The sequence below is a fragment of the Brevundimonas sp. T2-11 genome (assembly GCF_055397675.1).
The window spans coordinates 2,996,610-3,022,598 of the sequence record NZ_AP027920.1; the positions used below are offsets into that span (position 1 = coordinate 2,996,610).

Genomic DNA, 25,989 nt, shown 5'->3' on the forward strand with positions numbered 1-25,989 from the left:
AGGTGGGACGCGACCTTCGCATCGTCGACTGCCACGTCCACCTGTGGGACCTGTCGCGCGCCCGCTATGGCTGGTTGCAGGACGATCCCCTGCCGAACAATCCGGCGGGGGACATGTCCCCGATCGCCCACCGGGACTACCTGCTGAAGGACTACCTGGCCGACACGACGAACTGGCGCGTGGACAAGATCGTCCACGTCGAGGCCGGTCAGCCGCGCGGCCATCAGTTGGCCGAGACCGACTGGCTGCAGGCCATGGCCGACGACCATGGCTATCCGCATGGCGTCGTCGCCGGGGCCGACCTGACCGATCCCTATCTGGACGCCCTGTTGGAGGCCCACGCCGCCCGGCCCAACGTTCGCGGCGTGCGCCAGATCGTCTGCTGGCACGCCGATCCGATGAAGACCTACAATCCCGTCGATCCGCTGCTCGACCCGGTCTGGCGCGCGGGTTTCGGCAAACTGGCGCGTCACGGCCTGTCCTTCGACCTGCAGCTCTATCCGTCGCAGATGGCCAATGCGGTCGAACTGGCCGACGCCCACCCCGACATTCCCCTGATCATCAACCACGCGGGCCTGCCGACCGACCGCAACGCCGAGGGCTTGGCGGCCTGGCGTGCAGGGCTGAAGGCCCTAGCCGAACGGCCGCAGGTCTCGATCAAGATCTCCGGCCTCGGCATCACCGACCGCGCCTGGACCCTGCAGTCCATTCAGCCGGTCGTCCTGACCTGCATCGAGACCTTCGGAACGCGCCGCGCCATGTTCGCCAGCGACTTCCCGGTCGAGCGCGTCCACGGAACTTTCGACGCCTTCTATTCCGCCTTCGACGCCATCGCCGCCGGTTTCTCTGCCGATGAGCGCGACCGTCTGTTCGCCGCCAACGCCGAGGCGATCTACCGCATCTGACCCATCATTCGCCGAGCCCGCATCAAGACGGCGCCGGTCCCGAGGAAGCCCACGAGGACGACATGAGTATAGAAACCGACGCCGCCCCCACCCCCGGCGGTCTCGCCGTGCCCGCCGGCAACCTGCGTGGTCCCCTGGCCTTCGCCATCGCCTGCTTCCTGATCTGGGGCCTGGCCTACGGCCTGCTGGACGTGCTGAACAAGCATTTCCAGGAGACGCTCAGCATCAGCCAGGCGGACAGTTCCTGGCTGCAGATCGCCTACTTCGGCGCCTATCTGCTGCTCAGCCTGCCTGCGGGCATGCTGCTGAACGCGCGCGGCTACAAGTTCGGCATCGTTTCGGGCCTGTCCCTGACGGCGGTCGGCGCCCTGCTCTTCATTCCTGCCGCCAACGCGGGCGGCTTCCTGCCCTTCATCGGCTCCATGTTCGTCCTGGCCGCCGGTCTGTGCGTGCTGGAGACCTCGGCGGACACCTACGTCAACGTCCTGGGCGATCCGGCCAAAGCCTCGCAGCGCCTGAACCTGGCCCAGTCGTTCAACGCCCTTGGCGTCTTCATCGGCCCGATGATCGGCGGCGCGGTCTTCTTCAGCCCGACCACGACCGAGGCCCTGGGCGGCGCGACCCGCTCGATCCAGATCGTCTATGGCCTGATCGCCGTGGCCGTCCTGATCTTCGCCGCCGTCGTCTGGCGCGCCCGTCTGCCCGAGACCGGCCTGGCCGATCACGGCGGCGCCGTTGAAGGCGACGCTCCAGCCAAGCCCCATGCTCCCAAAGGATTGGCGCAGCAGCCCCACTTCATCGCCGGCGTAGTGACGCAAGCTCTCTACATCGGCGCCCAGGTCGGCATCGGCGCCTACTTCATCAACCTGGTGACCCATAACTGGCAGGGCCTCAGTTCGCAGCAGGGCGCCTTCATGCTGTCGCTGGCCGCCATCGGCTATCTGGTCGGCCGTTTCGCCGCCACCGGCCTGCTGCTCAAGGTCAGGCCGCGCCCCCTGCTGACCACTTATGGCGTCATCAACGTCGTCCTGACGCTGATCGTGGCCGCGGGCATCGACAAGGTGTCCCCGATCGCCCTGATCGCCGTCTTCTTCTTCATGTCGACCATGTTCGCCACCATCTTCGCCCTGGGCACCACGGGCCTGGGCGCGCACACCAAGAAGGCCTCGTCCCTCATGGTCATGGCCATCGGCGGCGGCGTCCTGCTGCCCTGGCCCATGGGCAAGCTGGCTGACCTTTACGGCGCCAACATCGCCTTCCTGCTGCCCGCCGCCTGCTTCGCCGTGGTCGCCTGGTACGGCTGGAAGGGCGCGGGCCTGGGCCGCCCGCACATCCGCTGAGGCCTGCAGGGAGCGGACCGACCGCTCCCTGTTTCATCTCCGCATCAAGCCACGCGCGTCACACGCACCGCCATCCACGGCTGCCCCGGCAGGGCGACCGTCGGACGGGCGGGATCGTGGAAGAAGTACTTCGTCTGCTTGGCCGCCATCACGAACTCGCCCGGCGCCGGTTCGATGGTCATGTTCCAGGTGTCGATCAGTTCGACCCGGAAGCGTTCGCCGCCCTTGATCTCGTCACGCGGCAGATCGACGGCCCATTCGGTCGGCGCTTCATCGCCGAAATAGCGCAGATAATACTGACCGGGGACGCCGCCCAGATGCTGCTCCCACCACTTGTCGATCGGCTCGACGCCTGGCGCAGGCCCGGCCTCCATGATCGACTTGAGGAAGGCCAGACGCGGCGCGCTTTCGCCGCGAAGCTCTCCCCCCTCGCCCAGCCAGAAGCCATCCCCCTTGCTCCGGGGCAGGCATTCGCTGTGGCCGACATAGGTCCCGCCGATCAGACCGTGCCAGAAACCGCGCACCATCTCGGGCCCGGTCAGGTCGCCCCAGCGATCCTCCAGAGAACCTTCGTAGCAGACCTCATCGAAAATCACGGGCTTCTTCCAGACGCTGCGATAGGTCTCGGCCCGCGCATCGTCCAGGACGGCCGAACCATTCTGGATGCTGGCGTGCGTCACCCAGGGCTTGCCGTGGTCATAGAGTTGGCGCCAGTTGTGGATCGAGCGCAGCCGGCCATAGGGGTCCTGGGCCTGGACCAGCTGGAACAGGCGGTCGAAATCAGCATCGGTCTTGGTCTTCAGCAGGTCGTATTCATTGGCCAGCGACCACCAGACGTTCCTGTAGGCGGCCAGGCGCGCCACAACATAGCGGACGTAGTGGTCGTCGGCCTCGGCGCCCATCTCCTCGAAACCATAGGTCTCGTCATAGGGATGGAAGAGGATGACGTCGGCCTGGATCCCCAGGGCGCACAGGGCCGCCACACAGGCGTCCAGCCGCTGGAAATAGGCGGGATTGAAGCGAGCGAAGTCCCAGTCTCGCTGGCCCGAACCCGTTTTCTCATAGGGGAAGAGCGGCTCATTGGTGTCGATGGTGGCGTTGGGGAAGACCAGCAGGCGCAGCTTGTTGAACGGCGCCGCCCGCAGCGTCTCCAGCGTCTGGCGGCGCCGCGCCTCCGGCTGATGGGTCCAGCCATAACTGGTGGTGCCGATCTGGCGGAAGGGCGTCCCGTCCGCATGGGCGAAGTGGTAGCCGTCCTTGACCGCGACCGGACCATGGTTGGCCGGCGTCGGCGCCATCGCCTCGAACCGCCCTTCGCGACCGTTCAGCCCCGGCAGATCGCTTTCGACGCGCCAGCGCCAGACGCCCGTTTCCGGCGGCGAGAAGCGGATGCGATAGACGTCGCCGCCGTCATGGAAGCCCGGCGCGCGAACCGTCGTGGCGCCATTGGTGAAAACACCGGTCAAGCCGACCCGAAAGGGCGCCTCGGCCCCCGTCGCCGTCAGCGCGATCTCATGGAGCCCCCAGCGCTCGACCTTCGCCGCCTCCGCCCGCGCGGCGCCGGCGCCCAGTCCGGCCAGGGCGGCGCCGGCTCCTGCGGCGGCCACGACCGATCGGCGTGTCATCCCCTGCTTCATCGTCTCGTCTCCCGTTGATTGCGGGAGACATAAGCCGATCAAAAATCATCATACAAGTTATGTATTATCGATCGCGGCCTTGCGCCGCGCCGACGGCGGCCGTTCAGGTCTTCGGCAGCTTGGCCGGACGGCGCTTCTTCCAGGAGCCCTCGATGTGATCGCGCATCGCGCGCGCGGCCGCCTCGGGGTCCCGCGCCATGATGGCGTTGTAGACCTTCACATGCGCCTCGTGCGTGGCGCGGATGTGCTCCACGTTCAGCTTGCCGCTGTAGCTGTGGGTCTTCACGGCCTTGCTCTGGATGCTGTCGATGATGGCCTTGCTCAACCGATCACCCGACAGGCGCATGATGATGTCGTGGAAGGCCACGTCCTCATGGACATAGCCGGCCGGCGTGGTGATCAGGCCTTCCAGCTTCTCCATCTGGCGCGTCAGTTCCTCGGCCGCTTCAGGCGTCAGCTTGCGCGCGGCCTTGGCGGCCATCTCGCCCTCCAGCGAGGAACGGATCTCCGACAGGTTGTCGAGATAGGACAGGCCGTCCTCGCGTCGGAACAAGGCGCTGAGGATCATCGGGTCCAGCAGGTTCCACGACGACGGATCCTGAATGATGGTGCCCCGTCCCTGCTGTGACACGACCAGACCCTTTTCCGTCAGGGCCGTCGTCGCCTCGCGCACGACGGTGCGGCTGACGCCGTAGATGTCGCACAGCACGTTTTCGGGCGGCAGGGCTGATCCGGACGGGTGGATCTCGGTGACTATGGCGTTCACCAGGTCCTCGACCACGGCCGCCGCCAGACGGGGACGGCGCAAGGGGCGCTGAAGGGCGGCGTTGGCGGCAAGGGTCATGGTGCGTCTTCGTCTCATGGATGGCCCGACGTCGTCGCCCCGGGCTCGTGGGATCATATCACGAATATCGCAGTCACCCCGCCGACGCGGTCCCTGTCAATCCTCAAGACTTTCAAAGGCGAGGCTTGCCAACATCTAAACATCATACATATTATAAAAAGACTGAACGCCGACAATCTGGTCAGAGACCCGCCTCATGAAAATCACCGGCTATCGCAGCCTGACCACGGTCCACGACTGGAAACGTCCGGTCGGCGACGTCAACGGCGTGATCGCCTCGGGCGTCACCGAAGTGCCCATTCTCCTGCTGGAAACGGACAGCGGCCTGACCGGGGTCGGCCTGGGGCAGCATGTGGACATCGCCCGCGTCTTCCCCGCCGTCGAGAATGAAGACCCGCGGGCCGTCTCGGCTCTCTATGATCGAATGCTGGCCCAGGTGTTCAAGAGCGGCCATGCCGGCGCCACCTACGGCGCCATCGCCGCCATCGACATGGCCCTGTGGGACCTCAAGGCCAAGATGGCGAACGAGCCTCTGTGGCGGACCCTGGGCGCCCGCGACAGGTTCGTGCCCGGCTACGCCTCGGGCCTCTGCTACGGCCTGGACGACGACGCCTTCGAGGCCCTCTACGTCCGCTGGGCCGAACTCGGCTTCACCTCGGCCAAGATCAAGGGCGGGCGCGATCTGGATCGCGACATCCGTCGCCTGCTGAAGGCCCGCGACATCTTCCGCGCCAATACCGCGCGACCGGCCCTGATGCTGGACGTCAACGAATGCTGGACCCGCAAACAGGCGGTCCGCCATCTCGGCGAAATCGAAAGCCAGATCGACCTGACCTGGATCGAGGAGCCCCTGCGCCGTTGGGACGCCGAAGGCCACGCCGTCGTCGGCCGCGCGGTCAGGGCCGCCGTGGCCACCGGCGAAAACCTGACCGGCCTGGATCAGTTCGGCCCCCTGTTCGACGCCCGGGCCATGGACATCGTCCAGACCGGCAGCGTCTGGGGCGTCACCCATTTCAATCGTGTGGCCATCGCCGCCCACGCCCACAACCTGCCGATCTCGCCCGTCGGCTACAACGCCAACCCGGTGGCGCACGCCGCCGCGGCCGCTCCCAACAGCCTCGGCGTCGAGGTTCAGGACTTCCACTTCCCGGTCGGTCTCAAGGTGGACCAGCAGATCGGCGACGGCGGCATCATCCTGGGCGACGCGCCCGGCCTCGGCATCGAGGTGGATGAAGCGGCCATCGCCGCCAACCGCCTGAACGGCGCCTGGGAGGTCATCGAAGGCCCGCACGTCAGGCCCGAACGCGCGGGACTTGATCTGGGGCATCCCACCCCTAAGACAGACGTCGAATGACGCAGGAAACGCCCGGATGCAGACCACCAGACTGAACCAGGACGGCCCCGCCGTCTCCGTGCTCGCGCTCGGCGGCGCCTCGCTGGGCGGAGTCTATCAGGCCGTGTCGCAGACCGAGGCCGACGCCGTGGTCGCCGCGGCCCTCGACGCCGGCGTCAATCTGATCGACGTCGCGCCCTACTATGGCCTGACCCGGGCCGAGACGGCGCTCGGCGTCGCGCTGAAAGACCGCGCGCGCGACAGCTTCGTTCTGATGACCAAGATCGGTCGCTACGGCGACAAGACCTGGGACTTCTCGCGCGAGGCGACCCTGCGCAGCCTGGATGAAAGCCGCGCCCGCCTGGGCGTCGACTACATCGACGTGCTGCAGTGCCACGACATCGAGCACGGCGATCGGCGGCAACTGCTGGACGAAGCCCTGCCCGCGATGCGCGAACTCAAGGCCCAGGGCGCCATCGGCCGCGTCGGCGTCACCGGCTACGACCTCGCCTTGCTGGAGGAGGTCGCCCTGACCCAGGGCGTCGACACCGTCATGGCCTACTGCACCTATACGCTTCAGGATCAGCGACTGGCCGCTAGCGCCCGCCGCCTGAACGCTGCCGGCGTCAGCGTCTTCAACGCCTCGCCTCTGGGCATGGGCCTGCTGACCGATCAGGGGCCGCCCGATTGGCACCCTGGCCACCCCAGCGTCCATGCCGCCGCCGCGGAAGCCGCCCGCCTTTGCCGCGAAGCCGGCACGGACCTGTCCCGTGTCGCCCTTCAGTTCGCGCTCCAGACCGCCGCCGACCAGGGCATGACCTCGACCGTGGTCGGCATGTCCAGGCCGTCGAACCTGGCTCGCAACATCGAGGCCCTGACCGCGCCCATCGACACCGATGTCCTGACAGCGGTCGAGGCCGTGCTGGCGCCGGTGCTGAATCAAGGCTGGGACGTCCTGCCCGGCAACGGCGGCAAGGCCGGCGGATGATCGACGCCCACCTGCATCTCTGGGACCCATCGCGCCTCGACTATGACTGGCTGCGTTACGTGCCGGCCATCGGCGGGCGCCACGCCCCCGAAGACTGGGCGGCCGAGAAAACAGGCCTGGTGCGCGCCGTCTTCGTCCAGGCGGACTGCGCCCCGGAGCAGGCGCTCGCGGAAGCCGACTGGGTCGCCGAACTGAAACACCCCGCGCTCGATATCCTGGCCGTCGTGGCCTTCGCGCCGCTGGAGCGGGGCGCCGAGGTCCAGCCCCATCTCGACGCCCTGATTGAACGCCCCCTGGTCCGCGGCGTGCGGCGATCGGTGCAGAACGAAGCCCCGGGCTTCATCGCCGCGCCCGACCACCTCAAGGGTCTGGTCCTGACGGCCGAGCGGGGCCTGACCATCGACGTCTGCGCCCGCGACCACCAGTTGCCCGAGCTGCATCAGACCCTGACCGCCCTGTTCGAGCGCGCGCCTCAGGCCCAGGTCGTCCTGGATCATCTGGGCAAGCCAGACATCGCCGCCGCCGACGGCGACCTGAACCACGCCGACTGGGCCGCCAACCTGAAGCGGCTGGCCGCCCTGCCCAATGTCTTCGCCAAGCTTTCGGGCCTGACCGCCCAGGACGCCTGGGACGCCCGTCGCGACGACGTCGTCGCCCGCTACCTCGACCACGCGCTCGACTGCTTCGCACCGGACCGCCTGATGTTCGGGGGCGACTGGCCCGTGGTGAACCTGGCCGGAGGCCATGGCCGCTGGCGCGACCTGTTCGAGACCGCCATCGCCGCCCTTCCCTCGCATGAACGCGAGAAAATTCGCACCGAGACCGCCCGCGCCTTCTACCTCGGCGGCGCCGACAAGGATCTGTCCGCATGACCACCGAGACCGTCTCCCTGCCCGCCAACGGTCAAGGCCGCCGCCGCCTGCAGCTGTCGTTGATGATCAACTTCTTCCTGCTGATGGCCCTCTACAGCGGCGTGCTCGGCGTCCTGCTGCCCAATCAGATCGCCGAGATGAACCCGGGGAACAAGGCCAACAACCTGGCCGTCCTGTTCGCCATCACCTCGGTCTTCTCGACCCTGACCACCCCCATCGCCGGGGCCCTGTCCGACCGGACCAGGTCGCGTTGGGGCCGGCGTTCGCCCTGGATCGCCATCGCTTCGCTGATCGGCTCCCTATGCCTGTTCGGCGTATCCTGGATGACCAGCTTCTGGTCGCTGATGGTCTTCTGGGTCATGGCGACAGTGGCCTACAACTCGATGCAGCCGGCGATGACGACCGTGATCGCCGACCGCTTCCCGCCCGAAACCCGCGGCGTCGTGTCCGGCGTTGTCGGCGCCGGCATGACGGCCGGCCTGACCGCCGGCACCGTCGTCGCCGGCTACCTGGCCGGCGCCCAGGTCCTGGCCTACAGCCTGTTCGCCCTGGCGATCGCCGCCTCGTGCATCGCCTTCGTGGTCATCAACCGCGAACCCTCCAGCGCCAGCCAGCCGCGCCGACCCTTCTCGTGGATCGCCTTCGCCAAGGGGTTCTGGATCAGCCCGAAAGAGCATCCTGACTTCGCCTGGGCCTTCGCCGGGCGCTTCACCATCTACATGGGCTATCAGGCCGTCGCCGCCTACATGCTCTACATCCTGCGCGACTACATCGGCCTGTCCGACGCCCAGTCGAACATCGCCATCGCCAATCTGGCCATCCTGACCCTGATCTGCCTGATCGTGTCCTCCCTGGCCTCGGGCTACCTGTCGGACCGCTTCCAGCGCCGCAAGCCTTTCGTTATCGGCGCCAGCCTGATCATGGGCTGCGCCATGGCCGCGCCGCTCATCCTGCCGACCATGACGGGCATGTGGATCTACGCCGGCGTCATCGGCGTCGGCTACGGCATGTTCATGTCGATCGACATGGCCCTGATGACCCAGGTTCTGCCGCAGAGCGCCGAGGGCGACGAAGGCAAGGACCTCGGCGTGCTGACCACCGCCGTGAACATTCCCCAGATCATCAGCCCGGTGATGGCGGCGGTTCTGCTGAACCTCTTCGGCGGGAGCTACGCCGTCATCTTCATCGCCGCCGTCATCTTTGTCTTCGGCTCGGCCCTGTGCGTCGCGCCGATCCGCTCGGTTCGCTAGGGCTGCGAAATGTTATAATACGTATGATGATAATTTGACATACCGGAACGTCGTTCGTAGGGTTCCGGCAAGGCCGAAAAACAAACAGGCCGCCCAGGTTGGAACCCAGCAGGATCTCACAATGTCCACCAAGACCACTTTGATGGCCGCGACCGCCTTGGGCGTGTTGTCGGCCCTGGCTCTGCCCGTCGCCGTCATGGCGCAAGACGCGCCGTCGAATGACACCGGTACCCAGGATGCGACCACGGTGGACGAGATCGTCGTCACGGGCATCCGGGCCAGCCAGCAACAGTCCATCGACATCAAGCGCAAGGCCGTTGGCGTCGTCGACTCCATCGCTTCGGAAGACCTGGGCAAGCTGCCTGACCAGAACGTGGCGGAATCCCTGCAGCGTGTCCCCGGCGTGACCATCGACCGCAACCGCGGTGAAGGCCGGTTCGTCACCGTTCGCGGCTTCGGGCCCAAGTTCAACGCCGTGACCGTCAACGGCCGCACCCTGGCGACCGACAACAACGGCCGCGAGTTCTCCTTCGACGTCCTGCCGTCCGAGATCATCTCCGGCGCCGACGTCTACAAGTCGCCTCAGGCCAACATCAACGGCGCCTCGATCGGCGCCACCGTCAACGTGCGCACCCTGCGTCCGCTGGATCAGCGCCAGGCCTTCGCCGCCGCCGGCTCGGTGGGTTCGACCTGGGCCGAACTGGCCGACAGCTACAGCTCCGACGTCTCGGGCGTTCTGTCGTGGCGCAATGACGACCGCACCCTCGGCTTCGCCCTGGCCGCCTCCTACGTCGATCAGGACACGCGCAACGACGAGTTCACCATCGGCGCGGGCCACGTCTTCCGCTCCAGCACCGACAGCTACTACAATCGCGGCGGCGTCCAGGGCGCCCGCATCGGTCCGGACGTGGCGCCGTTCGACAAGGTCTCGATGCCGTCGAACCTGTCGCCCTTCTTCTTCGAGCGCAGCAAGCAGATGCTGGGCCTGAACGCCTCGGGCCAATATCGTCCCCAGGACAACCTGACCCTGACGCTCGACGCCATGTACGTGAAGGCGGACATCACCGAGCGGCAGACCGGCCTGGCCTTCGACTTCGCCGGCGGCGACCTGGTCGAACAGGTCGTGGAAGGCAATGAAGCCGTCTATCAGCGCTATGCTGGCGGCTTCGTCGATCAGATCATGCAGTACGACACCCGCAACGTCGAAACCCGCCAACTGGGCTTCAACGCGGACTGGCAGGTTACGGACGAACTGAAGCTGTCGTTCGACATCTCGACCTCGACCTCCGAGCGCAAAAGCGACCAGGCCCCCAGCTTCACCACCATCCGCCGCAAGGGCGTCGACCTGTGGTGGGACCGTCGCGGCGGCTCGCCCATCTATGAATACGGCTTCGGCTATCCCGGCTCGACCGCTGACGCCGCGACCGACCCCAACGGCCTGACCGCCCACTACTACATCTGGAACAGCGCCGGCCGGACCAAGGACTCCATCGACGAGTACCGCATCGACGGCGAATGGGCGCCGGGCGGCAACGTCACCCTCTTCGCGGGCATGGGCTACCAGAACCGCGTCAAGGACATCTACGGCACCTCCATGCCGTTCGGCCAGCAATGCGCCTATTGCGACTCCAACGAAGCCCTGCCGTCGGACCTCTTCTCCCCGACCAACATGAACTTCTTCGACGGTCGCGGCGGCAACATCATGCACGACTGGCTGACCTATGATCCGAACGCCCTGATGGCCTATGTGAAGGGTCTGGCGGATCGCGACGGCAAGCCGTTCGCGCCCAGCGTCTACGACCCCTCCGGCTCCTCCGTGGTCGATGAGAAGGTCTGGACCGGCTATCTGATGAGCCAGATCGACGCCGATCTCGCCGGCATGCCGCTGACGGTGAACATGGGCGTTCGCATCGAGGACACCTCCTACACCTCGTCCGGCGCGTCGCGCACCGTGCTCAGCGCCAAGCCGAACGGCGCCGGTCAGAACATCATTGTCCTGTCCGACGTGGCCCCGATCAGCTTCAAGGGCGAGTACACCGACATTCTGCCGTCGCTGAACGCCCGTCTTTCGGTGACCGACGACCTCATCGTCCGCTTCGCCGCCTCGCGGGTGATGACCCGTCCGACGCTCAGCGACCTGTCGCCGCGCCAGTCGATCCAGACCAACCCCGGCAATGAGTCCATCAAGCGCGGCAACCCGGATCTGAAGCCCTTCCGGGCGACCCAGATGGAAGCCGGCGTCGAGTGGTATTTCGCGCCGACCTCCCTGCTGTCCTTCGCCGCCTTCTACAAGAACCTGGACTCCTTCGTGACCACCAGCACGACCAAGGAGCGCGTGGACGAGGTCGAGTTCTCGGTCACCGTGCCGAGCAACGGCGAGGGCGCGACGATCAAGGGCATCGAACTGGGCTATCGCCAGACCTTCGACAACCTGCCTGCGCCGTTCGACGGCCTCGGCGTGCAGACCAGCTTCACCTACGCCGACTCTGACGCCGAATACTCCAACGCCGGCGGCGCCTCCTATGGTCTGGAAGGCCTGTCGAAATACTCCTACAGCCTGGTCGGCTTCTACGAGAAGGGTCCGATCCAGGCCCGCCTGGCCTACACCTGGCGCGACCAGTTCGTGGCGGTCGCCGTCGGTCGCAACAGCGAGCCCGAGTACTTCGACGCCTACGGCCAGCTCGATGCGGGCGTCTCCTACGACGTGACCGAAAACACCACCGTCTTCCTGGACGCCCTGAACCTGACCGACGAGGAAGAGTTCCTCTATTCGGTCTCGCCGGACCGCACCAAGGAGTTCCGCACGACGGGACGCCGCGTGTCGGCCGGGTTGCGCATGCGCTTCTGATCCCCCCTCCTCCTTGCCGCATTCGGTACGCCGCCCCTCGCTTGTCGGGGGGCGGCTTTTCTTTGTTCCGCGCCCGTCTTGACGCCCGTGCGGCAGGGGCCTAGCAAAACATAATACGTCTTATGTTTTGAGGATTCAGTGATGAGGCTGGCAGGCAAGACCGCCCTGGTGACGGCGGCGGCGCAGGGGATCGGGCGAGCAACGGTCGAGGCCTTCCTTCGCGAAGGCGCGAACGTCATCGCCGCCGACATCAACATCGCCCCTCTCAAGGATCTGGACGGCGTCACCGTGCGCCAGCTGGACGTGACCGACCCCGAGGCGGTCAAGGCGATCGCGGCCGACTTCCCCCAGGTCGACGTGCTCTACAACTGCGCCGGCTATGTCCACGCCGGCACCATCCTGGACTGTGACGAGGACGCCTGGGCCTTCTCCAACAGCCTGAACGTCACGGCGCAGTACCGCATGATCCGGGCCTTCCTGCCGCAGATGATCGCCAACGGCGGCGCCTCGATCATCAACATGTCGTCGGTCTGCTCCAGCATCAAGGCGGTGCCGAACCGCTTCGCCTACGGCGCCACCAAGGCCGCCGTCATCGGTCTGACCAAGTCGGTCGCCGCCGACTTCGTGACCCAGGGCATCCGTTGCAACGCCATCTGCCCCGGCACCGTCGAGACCCCGTCCCTGCTGCAGCGACTGCGCGACACCGGCGACTTCGACAAGGCCTACGCCGAGTTCACCGCCCGCCAGGCCATGGGGCGGTTCGGCCGCCCGACCGAGTTGGCGGCCCTGGCCGTCTACCTGGCCTCCGATGAGTCCGCCTTCACCTCCGGCACGATCAATGTGATCGACGGCGGCTGGGTCAACTGAGCCTTTCGCAGGAACCGTCCAGATGAAACTCCTTCGCTTCGGCCCCTTGGGTCAGGAAAAGCCCGGCGTGATCGACGCCGACGGCCGCATTCGCGATCTCAGCGGCGTCATCGCCGACGTGGACGGCGCCGCCCTGTCCGACGACAGCCTGGCCCGTCTGCGGGCGCTCGATCTGACCGCCCTGCCCCTGGCGCCGGAAGGCGCCCGCTACGGCGCCTGCGTGGGCAAGGTCGGCAAGTTCCTGTGCATCGGCCTGAACTACGCCGACCACGCCGCTGAATCCGGCTTGCCGATCCCGGACGAGCCCGTGCTCTTCTCCAAGGCCACCTCCTGCATCGTCGGCCCGAACGACACGGTCCTGAAGCCGCGCGGCTCGACCAAGCTGGACTGGGAAGTCGAGCTGGGCATCGTCATCGGCAAGAATGCGTCCTACGTCTCGGAAGAAGAGGCCGAGGCCTGCATCGCGGGCTACTGCACCATCAACGACGTGTCCGAGCGGGCCTTCCAGACCGAGCGCGGCGGCACCTGGGACAAGGGCAAGGGCTGCGACACCTTCGGTCCCATCGGCCCCTGGCTGGTCACGCGCGACGAGGTGCCGGACCCGGCGGATCTTCGCATGTGGCTGACGGTCAACGGCAAGACGTTCCAGGACGGATCGACGGCCACCATGATCTTCAAGCCCGCCTTCATCGTCCACTACGTCAGCCAGTTCATGAGCCTGCAGCCCGGCGACGTCATCTCGACCGGGACCCCGCCCGGCGTCGGCCTGGGCCAGAAGCCCGACCCCGTCTATCTGAACGCCGGCGACGTGATGGAGCTCGAGATCGAGGGGCTCGGCCGACAGCGACAGGTCGTCGCGCAGGCCTGATTTCCTCCCTCGCCCTGCATTGACTCCGGGGTCCCATCCGCTACGCTGATTTCATAATACATAATATGTTTATGGGAGTGCGTCATGGGGCAAGGTGCAGGTTTCGGCATGATCACGGCGGGCCTTCTGTCCGCCGGGATCATGCTCTCGGCGGCGGCGGCGAACGCGCAGACGACGATTCACGTCTCGCCCGACGGCCATGACCGCAATCCCGGCAGCGCCGCGCGGCCGGTCAAGTCCCTGACCCGCGCCCAGGCCCTGGTCCGCAACCACAACCGCAACGAGGACGTCACCGTCGAGATCGCGGCCGGCGCCTATCGTCTGGATCAGCCCCTGGTCTTCACCGCCGTCGACGGCGGCCAGGGCGACCACAAGGTGATCTGGCGGGCGCGACCCGGCGAACGCCCGACCATCTCGGGCGGCTTCGACGTCACGGGCTTCACGGTTTCGGATGCGGAACGCCGCATCTATGTCGCCGACATCCCCAAGGGCCTCGACGCCCGTCAGGTCTGGGTCAACGACACCCTGGCCGAACGCCCCTGGCTCGAGATCAGCCACTCGGATGTGAACTTCACCGCCACCGGCATGGAGATCACCAACCCCGACCTGGCCTTCATCGGTTCGATCCAGCACCCCGACCGCCTCGAGGTCGAGGCCACCGGCTTCTTCACCGACCGCTTCTCCCCCGTCGCCTCGATCAACGGCTCGACGCTGACGATGCAGCAGCCCGCCTGGGACAACAACACCTGGGGCTACGACACCATCTCGAAGCCCATCTTTCCCGATGACTCCCGCCTCTTCCTGGTCAATGCGCCTGAACTGATCGGCAAGACCAACGACTGGCACGCCAAACCCTATCAGTGGTTCATCGATCCGAAGGCCGGCAAGCTCTACCTGCGCATCGCCCAGGACGACGACATCGCCAAGCTGCGCGTCACGGTCCCCGCCCTGCCCTCGCTGATGTCGATCAGCGGCACGCCGGAGACGCCGATCCGTAACCTGACCTTCAACGGCCTGCGCTTCTCCTACACCTCGTGGATGGGGCCGTCGGAAGCGACCGGCTACGCCAACCAGCAGAGCGGCGCCTTCCTGAAGGACGTCTCGCCGATCCGTCCCGCCGACGCCTGGTCCACCTGCGGCTGGGGCTGCCCCGAATTCGAATCCATGCGTCAGCTCTGGCACCAGATCCCGGCGGCGGTTCAGGTCGCGGCCGCCCGCGACATCGTCTTCGAGAACAACCACTTCACCCAGCTGGGCCAGATCGCGCTCGGCCTGGGCAATGAAGCTGTGGCCAACCTGTCCGGCGTCGGCCTTGCGGTGCAGGACGTCCGCGTCAGCCGCAACCACTTCGGCGTCCTGTCCGGCAGCGCCATCATGGCTGGCGGCGTCCGGCTGGACGCTCACCACCCGACCGATCCCAATCTGATCAACCGCAACATCGAGATCGCCGACAACGTCATCGCGGGCGTCAGCCAGGACTACAAGGACAACGCCGCCATCCTGACGACCTATATCGACGGCGCGCGCATCCTGCACAACGACATCACCGACGCGCCCTATGACGCCATCGCCGTGGGTTGGGGCTGGGGCTACAACGACGCCGGCGGCAATCCGAACTACGACGAGAACCAGAAGGGCTATCTCTACAACACCCGCTTCACCACGCCGACGACGCTGCGCAACACCCTGATCGAGGGCAACCGCATCCACGGCGTGAAGACCTGGTACATGGACGGCGGCGCCATCTACAACCTGTCGGCCAACCCGGACTCGATCATCCGCGGCAACCACATCTTCGACATTCGCGACAAGATCGGCCTCTATCTGGATGAGGGCTCCAAGCACTTCACCGTCACGGGCAATGTCATCGACACCCAGGGCAAGTGGTTGAACATCAACACCGCCGGCAAGATGTACCAGCGCCGGATCTCGACCGACAACACCGCCACCGGCAACTGGCACAACTCCCTTCGCACCGGCGGTCGCTGGCTCCGCGAGATCGGCAACGTCGCCGAGGGCAACTTCCTCTTCCCGGCGCGCGACTGGCCGGCCGAGGCTCAGGCCGTCATGGACGCCGCCGGACCCCGTCCCGTTTCGGACGCGTCGCGATGAGCGCCGTTTCGCGTCGCGGCCTCCTGGGCGGCGCCGGCCTGGCCGGTCTGGCCGCCGCCGCCCCCGCCGCCTCGGCGCGCGCCCTGCAGGCGCCGCCGCTCGAAATTCTCGACCTGAAGGCCTCATCCGCCGTGGCCCCCATCGGGCTGGAGGACCAGGCCGTGCGCCTGTCGTGGCGGCTGCAAAGCCCCGACCGCGACGTGAAGCAGACCCGCTACGAGATCCAGGCCGCCAGCACGCGTGAACTGCTGGAGGCCGGCGCGCCCGACCTGTGGCACGCGGGCGAGGTCCTGACCGACCAGAGCATGGACGTGTCCTGGCTGGGCAGTCCGCTGAAATCACGCCAGGTCGTCTGGTGGCGCGTGCTGATCCGCGACAACAAGGGACGGCGCGCGACCAGCGCCCCTTCGCGCTTCGAAATGGGTCTGCTCCAGCCCGCCGACTGGCGCGCCAAATGGATCGCCGCGGAGACCGAAACGGCCCGCGCCGACCGTCAGGCGGGTCTGCTGTGGATGCGGGGCGACCGCCCGGCGGACAAGTCGGATCGCTTCTTCCGTCTGACTTTCAACCTGCCCTCGGCGGCGGACGTCACCCTGTTCTCCATCGCCAATTTCGACGCCGAGATCTGGCTGGACGGCAAGACGCTGGAGCGGCCGAACCATCCCTCCATCTCCTTCGGCGTGGCCCCCATCGCCGAGACTCGCCACCGTCTGGCCGGCGGACGTCACGTCCTGGCCTTCCGCGTCAAGGATCCCGCCGCCTTCAACGAGCCCAAGTTCTTCGAGATCGCGGCCGCCGCCATGATCCGCGCCGACCTCGGCGGCGGACGCGTCGTGCGCATCACCTCGCGCGGCATGAAGACGGCCCTTCACGCCTCCCGGGGATGGGAGCAGCCGGGCTTCAGCGACGCCCGCTGGGCGACGGCCGAGGTGTCGAAGAACCAGCCCCAGGCCTGGCCCGGCTATGGCGCCTTCCTGCTGCGCAAGGGCTTCAGCCTGACCCGGCCCGTGGCCCAGGCCCGGCTCTATGCGACGGCGCTGGGGGTCTATGAGGCCCAGATCAACGGCAAGCGCGTCGGCGACGCCCTGCTGAGCCCCGAGAGCACCGACTTCCGCAAGACCGCCCTCTATCAGGTCCATGACGTCACCGACCTGCTCGCCAGCGGCGACAACGCCATCGGCGCCATGGTCGGCGACGGCTGGTACGGGAGCTACCACGCCCCGGCCGGCCGCTACGCCTTCGGCGACGCCCCCCTGCGCTTCTTCGCTCAACTGGAGGTGACCTATGCGGACGGCACGCGTGAAGTCATCGTCACTGACGATAGCTGGCGCCTGACCGAAGCCCCGGTCACCAGGGGCGAGATCTATTATGGCGAGGACTATGACGCCCGGCTCGAAAAGGCCGGCTGGTCCGCGCCCGGCTTCGACGCCGCCGGATGGCGCGCCGTCGACATCGCCCCGACCCCGCCCTGCGTCCTCAAGGCCCAGGTCAGCCCGCCCCTGCGCCGCATCGAGACGCTGAAGGCCAGATCGATCACCAAGGTCGGCGCCCACTACGTCCTCGACTACGGCCAGAACTTCTCGGGCTGGTCGCGGCTGAAGGTGCAGGGGCGTGCGGGCCAGGCGGTGACGCTGAAGTTCGCAGAGGTTCTGCAGGCGGACGGTCACGTCGATCAGTCCAACCTTCGCGCCGCCCGCGCCGCCCTCGTCTACACGCTGAAGGGCGATCCGGCGGGCGAGACCTATGAGCCGCGCTTCACCTATTTCGGCTTCCGCTATGTCGAGGTCGAAGGCTTCGAGGAAGCCATGGGCCGCGCCCCCACGGTCGATGACATCGAAGGCGTCGTCGTCTCGTCCAACCTGACCGAGACGGGCCATCTGAGGGTCGCCAACCCGGTCATCCACGGCCTTTGGCGCAACACCCTGTGGAGCCAGAGGTCCAACTTCTTCGGCGTGCCCACCGACTGCCCCCAGCGTGACGAGCGTCTGGGCTGGACCGGCGACGCCAATGTCTTCTGGGACGCCGCCGCCTTCAACATGGACGTGGCCGCCTTCACCGAACGCTTCGCCGGCGACATGCGCGACGCCCAGGGCCCGCGCGGCGAGTTCCCGGACTACGCCCCCGCCGGCTGGCAGGAACTAGGCCTCGGCGCCTCGCCCGGTTGGGCCGACGGCGGGGTCATCCTGCCCTGGACGGCCTGGCAACGGTACGGCGACACCGCCGTGGTGGACCAGAACTGGGCGGCCATGACCCGCTACCTGGGCTTCATTCTGGAGCACAACCCGGACCTGATCTGGCGTAACCAGCGCGGTTACGACTTCGGCGACTGGGTGGCGCTGGACGCCGTCAACCCCGGCGACGAAACCACGCCCAAGGCCCTGATCGCCACCGCCATGTGGAAACACTCGGTCGACGCCATGGCCGAGATGGCGCTGGGGTCCGCGCGTCGTCCCGAGGCCGTGCGCTATCGCGATCTGTCGCGCCGCATCACCGCCGCCTTCCAGCAAGAGTTCATCCGCCCCGATGGTTCGATGGGCAACGGCTCGCAGGCCGGCTACATCCTGGCCCTGCGCTTCGGCCTCGTCCCCGACAGCCAGCGGGCCGCCGCGACCGGTCATCTGGTCGCCGACATCCGCCGCCGCGGCACCCTGCTGTCCACCGGCTTCCTCGGCACGCCCTACAGCCTGGACGCCCTGGCCGACAATCGTCAGGACAGCCTGGTCTATGACCTGCTGCTGCGAACCGACTTCCCGTCCTGGGGCTATATGATCCGCAAGGACGCGACGACCATCTGGGAGCGTTGGAACGGCGACGTCGGCGACGTGGCGATGAATTCGTTCAATCACTACGCCCTGGGCGCGGTGACCGGCTTCGTCTTCCGTCGCATCGCCGGTATCGAGCCGGTGAAGGCGGGCTTCCTGACCTTCCGGTTCGACCCTGTGCTGGACGCCCGCGTCCCGCGCGGCGGCGGCGACTACGACAGCATCCTGGGGCGGATCACCACCGACTGGGAGTTGAAGTCCGACGGCGGCTTCGACCTCCATCTGGTCGTGCCGGCCAACAGTCGCGCCGAGGTTCGCCTGCCCGCCCGCTCCCTCGACAGCGTGCGTGAGAACGGTCGCCCTCTGGCCCAGGCCGAAGGCGTCGTCGTGCGCGGCATGGACGGCGACCGTCTGGTGCTCGAGGTCGGCTCCGGCGACTACCGGTTCCTCTCCAGGGCCTGACCCTTCTCCCGGGCAGATCCTGCGCCCCCCTCCCGGCCCCCCGCCGGGAGGGGGTTTTCATGTGCGGGTCTCCACGCAAAAAGAAGCCCTCCCGGCAGGGGTCCGGGAGGGCCATCAGTTCTGGAAAGGATGGAGATCAGGGGGTGGTGCGATAGTTCCAGCGCACGCTGTCGCTCAGCACGCGACCGCTCGCATCCGCCGTCGCCTCGATCAGATTCTCGCCGGTCGCCAGATCAATCTCCCAGACGGCGGCGTGGTCCTCGACCGGCACGGCCGTCCAGTCGCCGCCGTTCAGACGCAGCCGCACCTGATCTTGGTTGGAGAAGACCTTCACCTTCACCCGCTGCGTCCGCTTGTTCACATCGCGGCGGCTGGTGATGTGCAGCATCGGCTCGTCCGACCAGTTGGCCTGGTACCAGTAGTAGGCGTCCTTGCGCGTCTGGCGGTCCTCGGTGACCAGGCCCTTGTCGTTGATGGCCGGGCGGTCGCCCTCGTTGCGCTTGAACGACGGGAAGTCGAAGCCCAGCCAGATGAAGTTGGACCACAGGTAGGGCCGCTGGCGCATCTCGCGCCAGTGCACCTCATGGAAGGTGGTCTGCCACTGTTCGGGGTGCCAGTAGCCGTCGGCCACCGGGCGACGCATCACCGGGTCTTCCTGATGCAGGATGCTGGCGCCGGCGCCGTATTCGCTGACGCCGATGGGGCGGTGCGGCATCCGGGCGTGCAGTTCGTCGGCCCAGGGTCCGATGTCCTTGGGCTCGGTCCAGTACCAGCCGAAGTAGCGGTTATAGGAGACGGTGTCGCTGTGCTGGGCGATGGAGTCGTCGTCCGCCAGGCAGCAATGGGCGTAGGTCGTCGGCCGCGTGGGGTCCATCTCCTTGGCCGTGCTCTGCAGGGCGGCCATCAGGCGATTGGCCGCCTCGCCCGAGGTCCGCAGCTCGTTGCCGATGCCCCACAGGCCGACCGAGGGGTGATTGTCGTTCTGGGCGATCAGTTCGCGCATCTGCTGGACCAGGTTCTCGCGGAACTGGTCCGACGGGTCCATGTCATCGATCAGCGGCACCTCGGTGACCAGCAGCAGGCCCAGACGATCCGCCGTCTCATAGACGCGCGGCGGGTGCTGCATGTGCGCCAGACGCAGGGCCGTGACGCCCATGTCGGACATGATCTGCATGTCCTCGTCGATCTCGGCGTCGCTGACGATGGGGCCCTTGCCGAAGCGGGTCGGCATCTGGATGTTGGCCCCATAGAGGGCGTAGGGCTGGCCGTTGAGCAGGAATTCGCCCTGGTCGCTCAAGCCCACGGTGCGGACGCCCAGCGGAACCTCGGCGCTGTCGATCGCCTGACCGTCCACCAGGATCTCGGACACAGCCTTGTACAGATAGGGCGAGGCGCGGCCCGTCCACAGCCTGGGGTTGGCCAGCGTCAGGCTCTGCTCGACCGTCTGGCCCTGTCCCGCCGTCAGCGTCGCCGGCGTGCGCGTCTCGGCCACGACCGCGCCCTCGGCGTCCGTGATGCGCGTCAGCACCTCAAAGCGTTTGGCCGAACGACTGTCATTGCGGACAAAGAGCCGCGAGCTGATCTGGGCCTGCGTGGGAGACAGGGCCTCCGTGCGAACGTGCAGGCCCGGCCCGCCGTGCTGCATCAGGTCGATATGCAGGTCGGGCGTCTCGATCAGCTTCACTTCGCGATAAAGGCCGCCGAAGATGTTGAAGTCGCCGTTCAGCGGAGCGTAGCGGGGGTTCTTGGCGTTATCGACCCGGACCGCCAGCAGATTGCCGCCGCTGCGCAGGGCGTCCGTCACGTCATAGCGGAAGGCGGCGTATCCGCCCTCGTGCGTGCCGACCGACCGGCCGTTCAGATAGACCTCGGCCTTCAGCGTCGCCCCGCCGAAGTGCAGGAAGTAGCGTTTGCCCGGCTGCGGCGCCTGGTCCAGCGTCAGACGGTACCAGGCGGGGCCGCGATAATAGACGCCCTCGGGCTCGCCGCGCGCCTTGGCGCCGCCGATGCCGGAATCCTCGGCGTTATAGGTATGGGGCACGACCACCGAACCCCAGGCTCGATCATCGAAACGCGGCGCCTGGGCGCCCGTCGCGTCGGTGCGCGTGAAGCGCCAGCCCTCGGTCAGGGGCGTCACCTCGGCCGCCAGGGCCGCGCCGGCCGTCAGCGCCCAGAATGCGCCGCCGATGATCAGGCGCGCGCGCAGGGATGGGGGGGAAAGACGCTTCATGGATCCTCCTCGCGCCCTTGTCGGGCGTCGTTGTCGTGTCGTTCAAGACCTGGGGGCCAGGCCCCTTCAGCTCAGGCGGCTGATGTCGCCGGTCTGGATGTCGCGGCTGCGCACCGAACGCACCGCCGCGCGCGGCGCCAGGCTGGAGCGCAGGCCGTCAATGACTGCGCCCTCGACGCTGTCCATCACCACGGCAGGGCGCGCATCGGACTGTTCGACCTCGAAGGTCGTGTCCTTGACCGTGATGTTGCGGGCGTGGCGGACGTAGAGGCCGTGCGCGGGGAAGGTCCCCATGAAGTTCGGTTCCAGCGAGGAGTTGATGCGTTCGGGGATCTCCCGCGCCGCCTCCTCACGCGTGCCGCCGCCGGACGAACGCACATGGATGTCCGAGAAGCTGACGTCCTCGATGATTCCGCCCGGAATGCCGACCACCCCGCTGGCGAAATCGCCTCGCGCTCCCGAGACATTGATGTTCGAGAACCGCACGCGCCGCACGCGTGACATCTCGGCCCCCCGCGGCGCCCGGTTGCGCGCCGACAGGCGTACGAAGATCGGATGATTGACGGGGTTCCTCAGGATGATGTCCGAGAAGGTCACGTCCTCCAGCACTCCGCCGTCGATGGCCCCCATCTGCAGCCCGCGCGTGTTCTCGCAGATGCAGTCCGACACCAGGATGTTGCGGAAACCCGCCGCCGAGTCGGTGCCCAGCTTGATCCGGCCCAGCACCCCGACATTGTCGACCGACATATAGGGCGAGGGCTGGTAGGTGCCGTCGACCACCGTCCCCAGCAGATAGCCGCTGGTCTTGCAGCCGATGACGCTGACGTCCTCGCACATGCGGAACTCTTGCAACGCCATGCTGCTCTTCAGCACGATGGCGTCGTCCTTGGGCGCGTTGACCAGGCAGTTGGTCACCTTCACGTCGCGGCAGGCGTCGATGTCGATGCCGTCGCGATCGGTGTCCACCGTCAGGCCGTCGATCCGCACATTGGTCGAGCCCAGGACGTAGCAGGCGAAATGCCCGCCCTGCAGGATGGTGAAGTCGCGCAGCAGGACGTTGCGGCACCCCGTCAGGCCGATGGCCTTGTTGCCGCGCCCCTCATAGGCCATCTCCCGCGGGATGGCCCGACGCGCCTCGTCGGCGGTCATTCCCTGCTCGGCCGGCGATTTCCAGCCCGCTATGCCGTGCCAGCGCGGCGCGGGCCCTTCGCGATCCAGACCCAGGCCGTGGATCAGGCCCTTGCCGATGATGGCCACGTCGTTGACGCCGTCGCCATAGATCAGGCTGTTGTGGAAGTGGCTGACGCCATAGTCCTGAAGCTGCTCGTCGAAGACGTTCTCGGGCAGGTCGTACTGACCGGCGTGCTTGCGCGGGTCCGCCGCCTCGATCACCGACCCGTTCATCAGCACCAGGGTGATGAAGCTGCGCAGACGGATCGAGAAACACAGATAGTGCCCGGGCGGAACCACAACCGTACCGCCGCCTCTCGCGGCGGCCGCCTCGATGGCCTTGTTGAAGGCGTCGGAATCGATAGCGATCCCGTCGCCCACCGCGCCATAGTCGCGGACATTGTAGAAGCCGCCGAGAGAGCCGGAGGCCCGCACGATGGACGGACTCATCGCCATGGCGGCGCCCAGTCCCAAGGTCACGAAACGACGGCTGAACTCCGCCTTCTCGCCTGTTGCGCCATCCGCCATGCGTCTCACCCCATTCTTGTCGTTGGGGCTATGTTGTATGATGTATTATATTGAATCAAGCCTGTGCGGACGGACAGCCCTGCGACATGAGGTCAGTCGAGGGGGCGGGCCAGCACCTCGCGCGTGATCTCGTTGATCGACTTGACCCCCGTCAGGGCCATGGCCACGCGCATCTCGGCCTCGATCATCTTCAGCAGGCGCGCCACCCCCGCTTCGCCGCCCGAAGCCAGGGCGTAGATATAGGCGCGGCCCAGCAGGACCCCCCTGGCGCCCAGGGCCAGCATGCGCACCACGTCCAGTCCGGTGCGCACGCCGCCGTCGACCAGCACGGTCAGGTCGTCGCCGACGGCGTCGGCGATGGCCGGCAGGGCGCGGGCGCTCGAAACGGCGCCGTCCAACTGCCGCCCGCCGTGATTGGACACCACCAGGCCCGTGGCGCCGAAGCGCAGGGCGTCGCGCGCATCCTCGGGATCAAGGATCCCCTTGATGATGATGTCGCCCTTCCAGACGTCGCGGATCCACTCCAGATCCGACCAGCTGATCGACGGATCGAAGTTCTGGCCCAGCCAGCCGATGTAGTCGGCCAGCCCCGTCGCCTTGCCGCGATAGGCCGAGATATTGCCCAGGTCGTGCGGATGACCGCGCAGACCCACATCCACCGCCCATTGCGGCTTGAACGCCGCCTGGACCATGCGCCGCGCCCCCGACCAGGGGCCGCTCATGCCCGAATGAGGATCGCGATAGCGCGAGCCCGGCACTGGCATGTCCACGGTGAAGACCAGCTTGGTCACGCCCAGGGCCATGGCCCGCTCCAGCGCGTCGCGCATGAAGGCGCGGTCCTTCAGCACATAGAGCTGGAACCAGATGGGTCGGCCGCCGCCGTCCACGACCTCCTGCATCGAGCAGACGCTGACGGTGGACAGGATGTAGGGGACCCGGGCGGCATGGGCCGCGCGCGCCACCTGCACCTCGCCGCGCCGCGCCGACATGCCGCCCAGACCGATCGGCGCCAGGGCCACAGGCATGGCCGTCTTCTCGCCGAACAGTTCGGCCTCCAGGCTCAGGCTCGACACGTCGCGCAGCACCCGCTGGCGCAGGGCGATGCCCGCCAGGTCGGCCACATTGTCCCCCAGCGTCTTCTCGGCGAAGGCCCCGCCGTCGATATAGTCAAACAGGAAGCGCGGCAGGCGGCGCCGGGCGGCTTCACGGAAGTCAGTGGTCGAGGCGATGATCATTGGTCGTCTTTCAACTGTCGATCCGCGCCGAGTTTCAGCGTCAGGTCGGCGTAGGCGGGCATGTCGGACAGGATGTGGCGAGTCAGCCGCTCATAGTACTGGACGAAGGCGGCCACCTCGGCGTCGGTCATCACGCGGGCGCCCTCGGGCGCCGTCGCGCGCAGGGCCTGCTCCTGTTGCCCCCGCCAGCCTTCGACCACTTCAAAGCCCGGCGCAGCCAGAAACGCCAACCGGTCGATCCGACTGAACAGGTCCGCATAGGGACCAGCCAGCATTGCATTCACATGCCGTCGCCAGACCCCCTCGGCATCACGCTCGGCCTCGAGCGCGTTGATCGGCTCGGCCAGGGCCGTCTCGGCCTGCGGCCGTGCGCCGACGCACCAGCCTTCGAAGATCAGCACGTCCAACGGACCATCGTGCCTCGGCCATTCCGTCTCGGGCGCCGGATCGTCCGTGGCCTTGTCGAAACGCGGCAGGGTCACGCCCCGCCCCGCCTTCACCGCCTCCAGCAGCGCCAGCCCCTGCGCCACGTCATGGGTTCCCGGGACGCCGCGAACGGCGAACAGAGGGTGGACGTCCCGCGCCAGAGCCGCTCGCCGGTCGTGCGACAGATAGAGGTCGTCCAGCGACAGGATCGCCGTCCTGACGCCGCGCGCGTTCAACCGCTGCGCCAGGCCTGCGGACAGGGTGGACTTGCCTGAGCCCTGCGCGCCGCACAGGCCCAGGACGAAGGGCTCGTCGCCCCGCCAGCCGTCCAGCGCCCCCTCAACGGCTTCAAGCGACCCGGTCAAGCAGGGGCTCTCCGTCGAAGAAGCGATCCAGATTGTCGGCCACCCGCATGCCCATGGCCGTACGCGTCTCCAGCGTCGCGCTGCCCAGATGCGGCAGCAGCACCGCGTTCGGCGCCGCCAGCAGGGCCGGATTGATCGCCGGCTCGCCCTGATAGACGTCCAGCCCCGCCCCGCCGATGACGCCGTCGTTCAGAGCCTGGGCCAGATCCTCCTCGTTCACCACCGAGCCGCGCGCCGTATTGATCAGAATGGCGCCCGGCTTCATCCGCTTCAGCAGTCCGGCGTTGATCATGTGATGGGTCTGCGGCCCGCCCGGCGTGTGCAGCGACAGGACGTCGGCGACCTCGGCCAGCCCCTCCAGGGAGTCGAAATAGACAGCCCCTTCCTCGTCTTCGGCGCGACGACGGCTGTGATAGGCGATGCTCATACCCAGCAAGGCCTTCGCCCGCTCGGCGGTCGCCCGCGCGATCCGGCCATAGCCGACCAGCCCCAGGGTCTTGCCCGCCAGCGACTGGCCCAGCAGATTGGTCGGGCGCCAGCCGCGCCATTCGCCAGCCCGCAACTCGCGCTCGCCTTCGCCCGCGCGGCGCGCGGCCATCAGCATGAGCAGCAGCGCCAGCTCGGCCGTCGCATCGGTCAGGACGTCGGGCGTATTCGTCACGACCAGACCCGCCGCCCGCGCCGCCTCCAGATCAATATGCTCGTAACCCGCGCCATAGTTGGCCACGATCCGCACCCGCCCGCCCGGGGCCGACAGCACCTCGGCCGGGACCTTGTCCGACACCGTGGGGCACAGGGCGTCGTATTCCGTCATGGCCGCACGCAGCTGGTCCAGCGTCAGCGGCGTGTCCGTCTCGTTCAGCGTCACGTCATAGCGGGCCGAAAGCCGCGTCTCGACCGCCAGCGGCCAGCGTCGGCTGATGAGAATTTTCGGCTTCATGTCCCGC

General features: G+C 67.3%; 18 protein-coding genes. 11 read left to right on the forward strand and 7 right to left on the reverse strand.

Annotation, left to right across the window (positions count from 1 at the left end; genetic code table 11):
• Positions 1 to 2 precede the first annotated feature (2 nt).
• On the forward strand, positions 3 to 905 hold the full coding sequence (locus ACZ5XO_RS14500; RefSeq protein ID WP_464163099.1) for an amidohydrolase family protein: 903 nt from the start codon (positions 3 to 5) through the stop codon (positions 903 to 905).
• Positions 906 to 967: 62 nt separating this feature from the next.
• On the forward strand, positions 968 to 2,245 hold the full coding sequence (locus ACZ5XO_RS14505) for a sugar MFS transporter (RefSeq protein WP_464163100.1): 1,278 nt from the start codon (positions 968 to 970) through the stop codon (positions 2,243 to 2,245).
• Positions 2,246 to 2,289: 44 nt separating this feature from the next.
• Here ACZ5XO_RS14505 and ACZ5XO_RS14510 read toward each other — a convergent pair whose 3' ends face one another.
• Both ACZ5XO_RS14510 and ACZ5XO_RS14515 read right to left on the reverse strand, forming a co-directional pair.
• Positions 2,290 to 3,870 carry a DUF5605 domain-containing protein gene (locus tag ACZ5XO_RS14510; protein WP_464163101.1) on the reverse strand — a complete coding sequence of 527 codons (1,581 nt, stop codon included), beginning with the start codon at positions 3,868 to 3,870 and terminating at the stop codon, positions 2,290 to 2,292.
• A gap of 115 nt (positions 3,871 to 3,985) precedes the next feature.
• The gene (locus ACZ5XO_RS14515; RefSeq protein WP_464163102.1) at positions 3,986 to 4,726 is read right to left on the reverse strand and encodes a FadR/GntR family transcriptional regulator; all 741 of its coding nucleotides are present in this window, start codon (positions 4,724 to 4,726) and stop codon (positions 3,986 to 3,988) included.
• A 196-nt stretch (positions 4,727 to 4,922) separates the two neighbouring features.
• On the opposite strand from ACZ5XO_RS14515, the gene ACZ5XO_RS14520 reads away from it, so the two are divergent.
• The 9 genes from ACZ5XO_RS14520 to ACZ5XO_RS14560 all read left to right on the forward strand — a co-directional run bounded on the left by ACZ5XO_RS14520 (position 4,923) and on the right by ACZ5XO_RS14560 (position 19,088).
• On the forward strand, positions 4,923 to 6,080 hold the full coding sequence (locus ACZ5XO_RS14520; RefSeq protein ID WP_464163103.1) for a mandelate racemase/muconate lactonizing enzyme family protein: 1,158 nt from the start codon (positions 4,923 to 4,925) through the stop codon (positions 6,078 to 6,080).
• 16 nt (positions 6,081 to 6,096) lie between these two features.
• Positions 6,097 to 7,047, forward strand: coding sequence for an aldo/keto reductase (locus ACZ5XO_RS14525; RefSeq protein ID WP_464163104.1), 951 nt, complete (start codon positions 6,097 to 6,099; stop codon positions 7,045 to 7,047).
• Positions 7,044 to 7,919, forward strand: coding sequence for an amidohydrolase family protein (locus ACZ5XO_RS14530; protein ID WP_464163105.1), 876 nt, complete (start codon positions 7,044 to 7,046; stop codon positions 7,917 to 7,919). The genes ACZ5XO_RS14525 and ACZ5XO_RS14530 overlap by 4 nt, the downstream gene beginning before the upstream one ends.
• A complete protein-coding gene (locus tag ACZ5XO_RS14535) occupies positions 7,916 to 9,169 on the forward strand; it encodes an MFS transporter (protein WP_464163106.1) in 1,254 nt (417 codons plus the stop codon). The genes ACZ5XO_RS14530 and ACZ5XO_RS14535 overlap by 4 nt, the downstream gene beginning before the upstream one ends.
• A 121-nt stretch (positions 9,170 to 9,290) precedes the next feature.
• Positions 9,291 to 12,017, forward strand: coding sequence for a TonB-dependent receptor (locus ACZ5XO_RS14540; RefSeq protein ID WP_464163107.1), 2,727 nt, complete (start codon positions 9,291 to 9,293; stop codon positions 12,015 to 12,017).
• A gap of 138 nt (positions 12,018 to 12,155) precedes the next feature.
• A complete protein-coding gene (locus tag ACZ5XO_RS14545; protein WP_464163108.1) occupies positions 12,156 to 12,884 on the forward strand; it encodes an SDR family oxidoreductase in 729 nt (242 codons plus the stop codon).
• A gap of 22 nt (positions 12,885 to 12,906) precedes the next feature.
• Positions 12,907 to 13,752: a fumarylacetoacetate hydrolase family protein gene (locus ACZ5XO_RS14550; protein ID WP_464163109.1), complete on the forward strand. Its 846-nt coding sequence runs from the start codon at positions 12,907 to 12,909 to the stop codon at positions 13,750 to 13,752.
• 84 nt (positions 13,753 to 13,836) lie between these two features.
• Positions 13,837 to 15,864, forward strand: coding sequence for a right-handed parallel beta-helix repeat-containing protein (locus ACZ5XO_RS14555; protein ID WP_464163110.1), 2,028 nt, complete (start codon positions 13,837 to 13,839; stop codon positions 15,862 to 15,864).
• Positions 15,861 to 19,088 carry an alpha-L-rhamnosidase gene (locus ACZ5XO_RS14560; RefSeq protein WP_464163111.1) on the forward strand — a complete coding sequence of 1,076 codons (3,228 nt, stop codon included), beginning with the start codon at positions 15,861 to 15,863 and terminating at the stop codon, positions 19,086 to 19,088. Before ACZ5XO_RS14555 ends, ACZ5XO_RS14560 begins: the two co-directional genes overlap by 4 nt.
• Before the next feature lie 136 nt (positions 19,089 to 19,224).
• Here the strand turns inward: ACZ5XO_RS14560 and ACZ5XO_RS14565 are convergent, their stop codons facing one another.
• The 5 genes from ACZ5XO_RS14565 to ACZ5XO_RS14585 all read right to left on the reverse strand — a co-directional run bounded on the left by ACZ5XO_RS14565 (position 19,225) and on the right by ACZ5XO_RS14585 (position 25,982).
• On the reverse strand, positions 19,225 to 21,318 hold the full coding sequence (locus ACZ5XO_RS14565; protein ID WP_464163112.1) for a glycoside hydrolase family 2 protein: 2,094 nt from the start codon (positions 21,316 to 21,318) through the stop codon (positions 19,225 to 19,227).
• A 66-nt stretch (positions 21,319 to 21,384) separates the two neighbouring features.
• Complete coding sequence (locus tag ACZ5XO_RS14570; RefSeq protein ID WP_464163113.1) at positions 21,385 to 23,016, reverse strand: rhamnogalacturonidase; 1,632 nt, start codon at positions 23,014 to 23,016, stop codon at positions 21,385 to 21,387.
• Between the two features lie 92 nt (positions 23,017 to 23,108).
• Complete coding sequence (gene lldD / locus ACZ5XO_RS14575; RefSeq protein WP_464163114.1) at positions 23,109 to 24,251, reverse strand: FMN-dependent L-lactate dehydrogenase LldD; 1,143 nt, start codon at positions 24,249 to 24,251, stop codon at positions 23,109 to 23,111.
• On the reverse strand, positions 24,248 to 25,042 hold the full coding sequence (locus tag ACZ5XO_RS14580) for a kinase (protein ID WP_464163115.1): 795 nt from the start codon (positions 25,040 to 25,042) through the stop codon (positions 24,248 to 24,250). The genes lldD and ACZ5XO_RS14580 overlap by 4 nt, the downstream gene beginning before the upstream one ends.
• Positions 25,026 to 25,982, reverse strand: a complete 957-nt coding sequence (locus ACZ5XO_RS14585) for a 2-hydroxyacid dehydrogenase (protein WP_464163116.1) — start codon at positions 25,980 to 25,982, stop codon at positions 25,026 to 25,028. The genes ACZ5XO_RS14580 and ACZ5XO_RS14585 overlap by 17 nt, the downstream gene beginning before the upstream one ends.
• Between the last annotated feature and the right edge of the window lie 7 nt (positions 25,983 to 25,989).

What these genes read in the sequence shown, in the direction of transcription:
- ACZ5XO_RS14510 (WP_464163101.1), bottom strand. Translation starts at nt 3,870, where the DNA reads ATGACACGCCGATCGGTCGTGGCCGCCGCAGGAGCCGGCGCCGCCCTG.
- ACZ5XO_RS14535 (WP_464163106.1), top strand. Translation starts at nt 7,916, where the DNA reads ATGACCACCGAGACCGTCTCCCTGCCCGCCAACGGTCAAGGCCGCCGC.
- ACZ5XO_RS14560 (WP_464163111.1), top strand. Translation starts at nt 15,861, where the DNA reads ATGAGCGCCGTTTCGCGTCGCGGCCTCCTGGGCGGCGCCGGCCTGGCC.
- ACZ5XO_RS14550 (WP_464163109.1), top strand. Translation starts at nt 12,907, where the DNA reads ATGAAACTCCTTCGCTTCGGCCCCTTGGGTCAGGAAAAGCCCGGCGTG.
- ACZ5XO_RS14505 (WP_464163100.1), top strand. Translation starts at nt 968, where the DNA reads ATGAGTATAGAAACCGACGCCGCCCCCACCCCCGGCGGTCTCGCCGTG.
- ACZ5XO_RS14570 (WP_464163113.1), bottom strand. Translation starts at nt 23,016, where the DNA reads ATGGCGGATGGCGCAACAGGCGAGAAGGCGGAGTTCAGCCGTCGTTTC.
- ACZ5XO_RS14530 (WP_464163105.1), top strand. Translation starts at nt 7,044, where the DNA reads ATGATCGACGCCCACCTGCATCTCTGGGACCCATCGCGCCTCGACTAT.
- ACZ5XO_RS14555 (WP_464163110.1), top strand. Translation starts at nt 13,837, where the DNA reads ATGGGGCAAGGTGCAGGTTTCGGCATGATCACGGCGGGCCTTCTGTCC.
- lldD (WP_464163114.1), bottom strand. Translation starts at nt 24,251, where the DNA reads ATGATCATCGCCTCGACCACTGACTTCCGTGAAGCCGCCCGGCGCCGC.
- ACZ5XO_RS14525 (WP_464163104.1), top strand. Translation starts at nt 6,097, where the DNA reads ATGCAGACCACCAGACTGAACCAGGACGGCCCCGCCGTCTCCGTGCTC.
- ACZ5XO_RS14515 (WP_464163102.1), bottom strand. Translation starts at nt 4,726, where the DNA reads ATGACCCTTGCCGCCAACGCCGCCCTTCAGCGCCCCTTGCGCCGTCCC.
- ACZ5XO_RS14585 (WP_464163116.1), bottom strand. Translation starts at nt 25,982, where the DNA reads ATGAAGCCGAAAATTCTCATCAGCCGACGCTGGCCGCTGGCGGTCGAG.
- ACZ5XO_RS14540 (WP_464163107.1), top strand. Translation starts at nt 9,291, where the DNA reads ATGTCCACCAAGACCACTTTGATGGCCGCGACCGCCTTGGGCGTGTTG.
- ACZ5XO_RS14520 (WP_464163103.1), top strand. Translation starts at nt 4,923, where the DNA reads ATGAAAATCACCGGCTATCGCAGCCTGACCACGGTCCACGACTGGAAA.
- ACZ5XO_RS14565 (WP_464163112.1), bottom strand. Translation starts at nt 21,318, where the DNA reads ATGAAGCGTCTTTCCCCCCCATCCCTGCGCGCGCGCCTGATCATCGGC.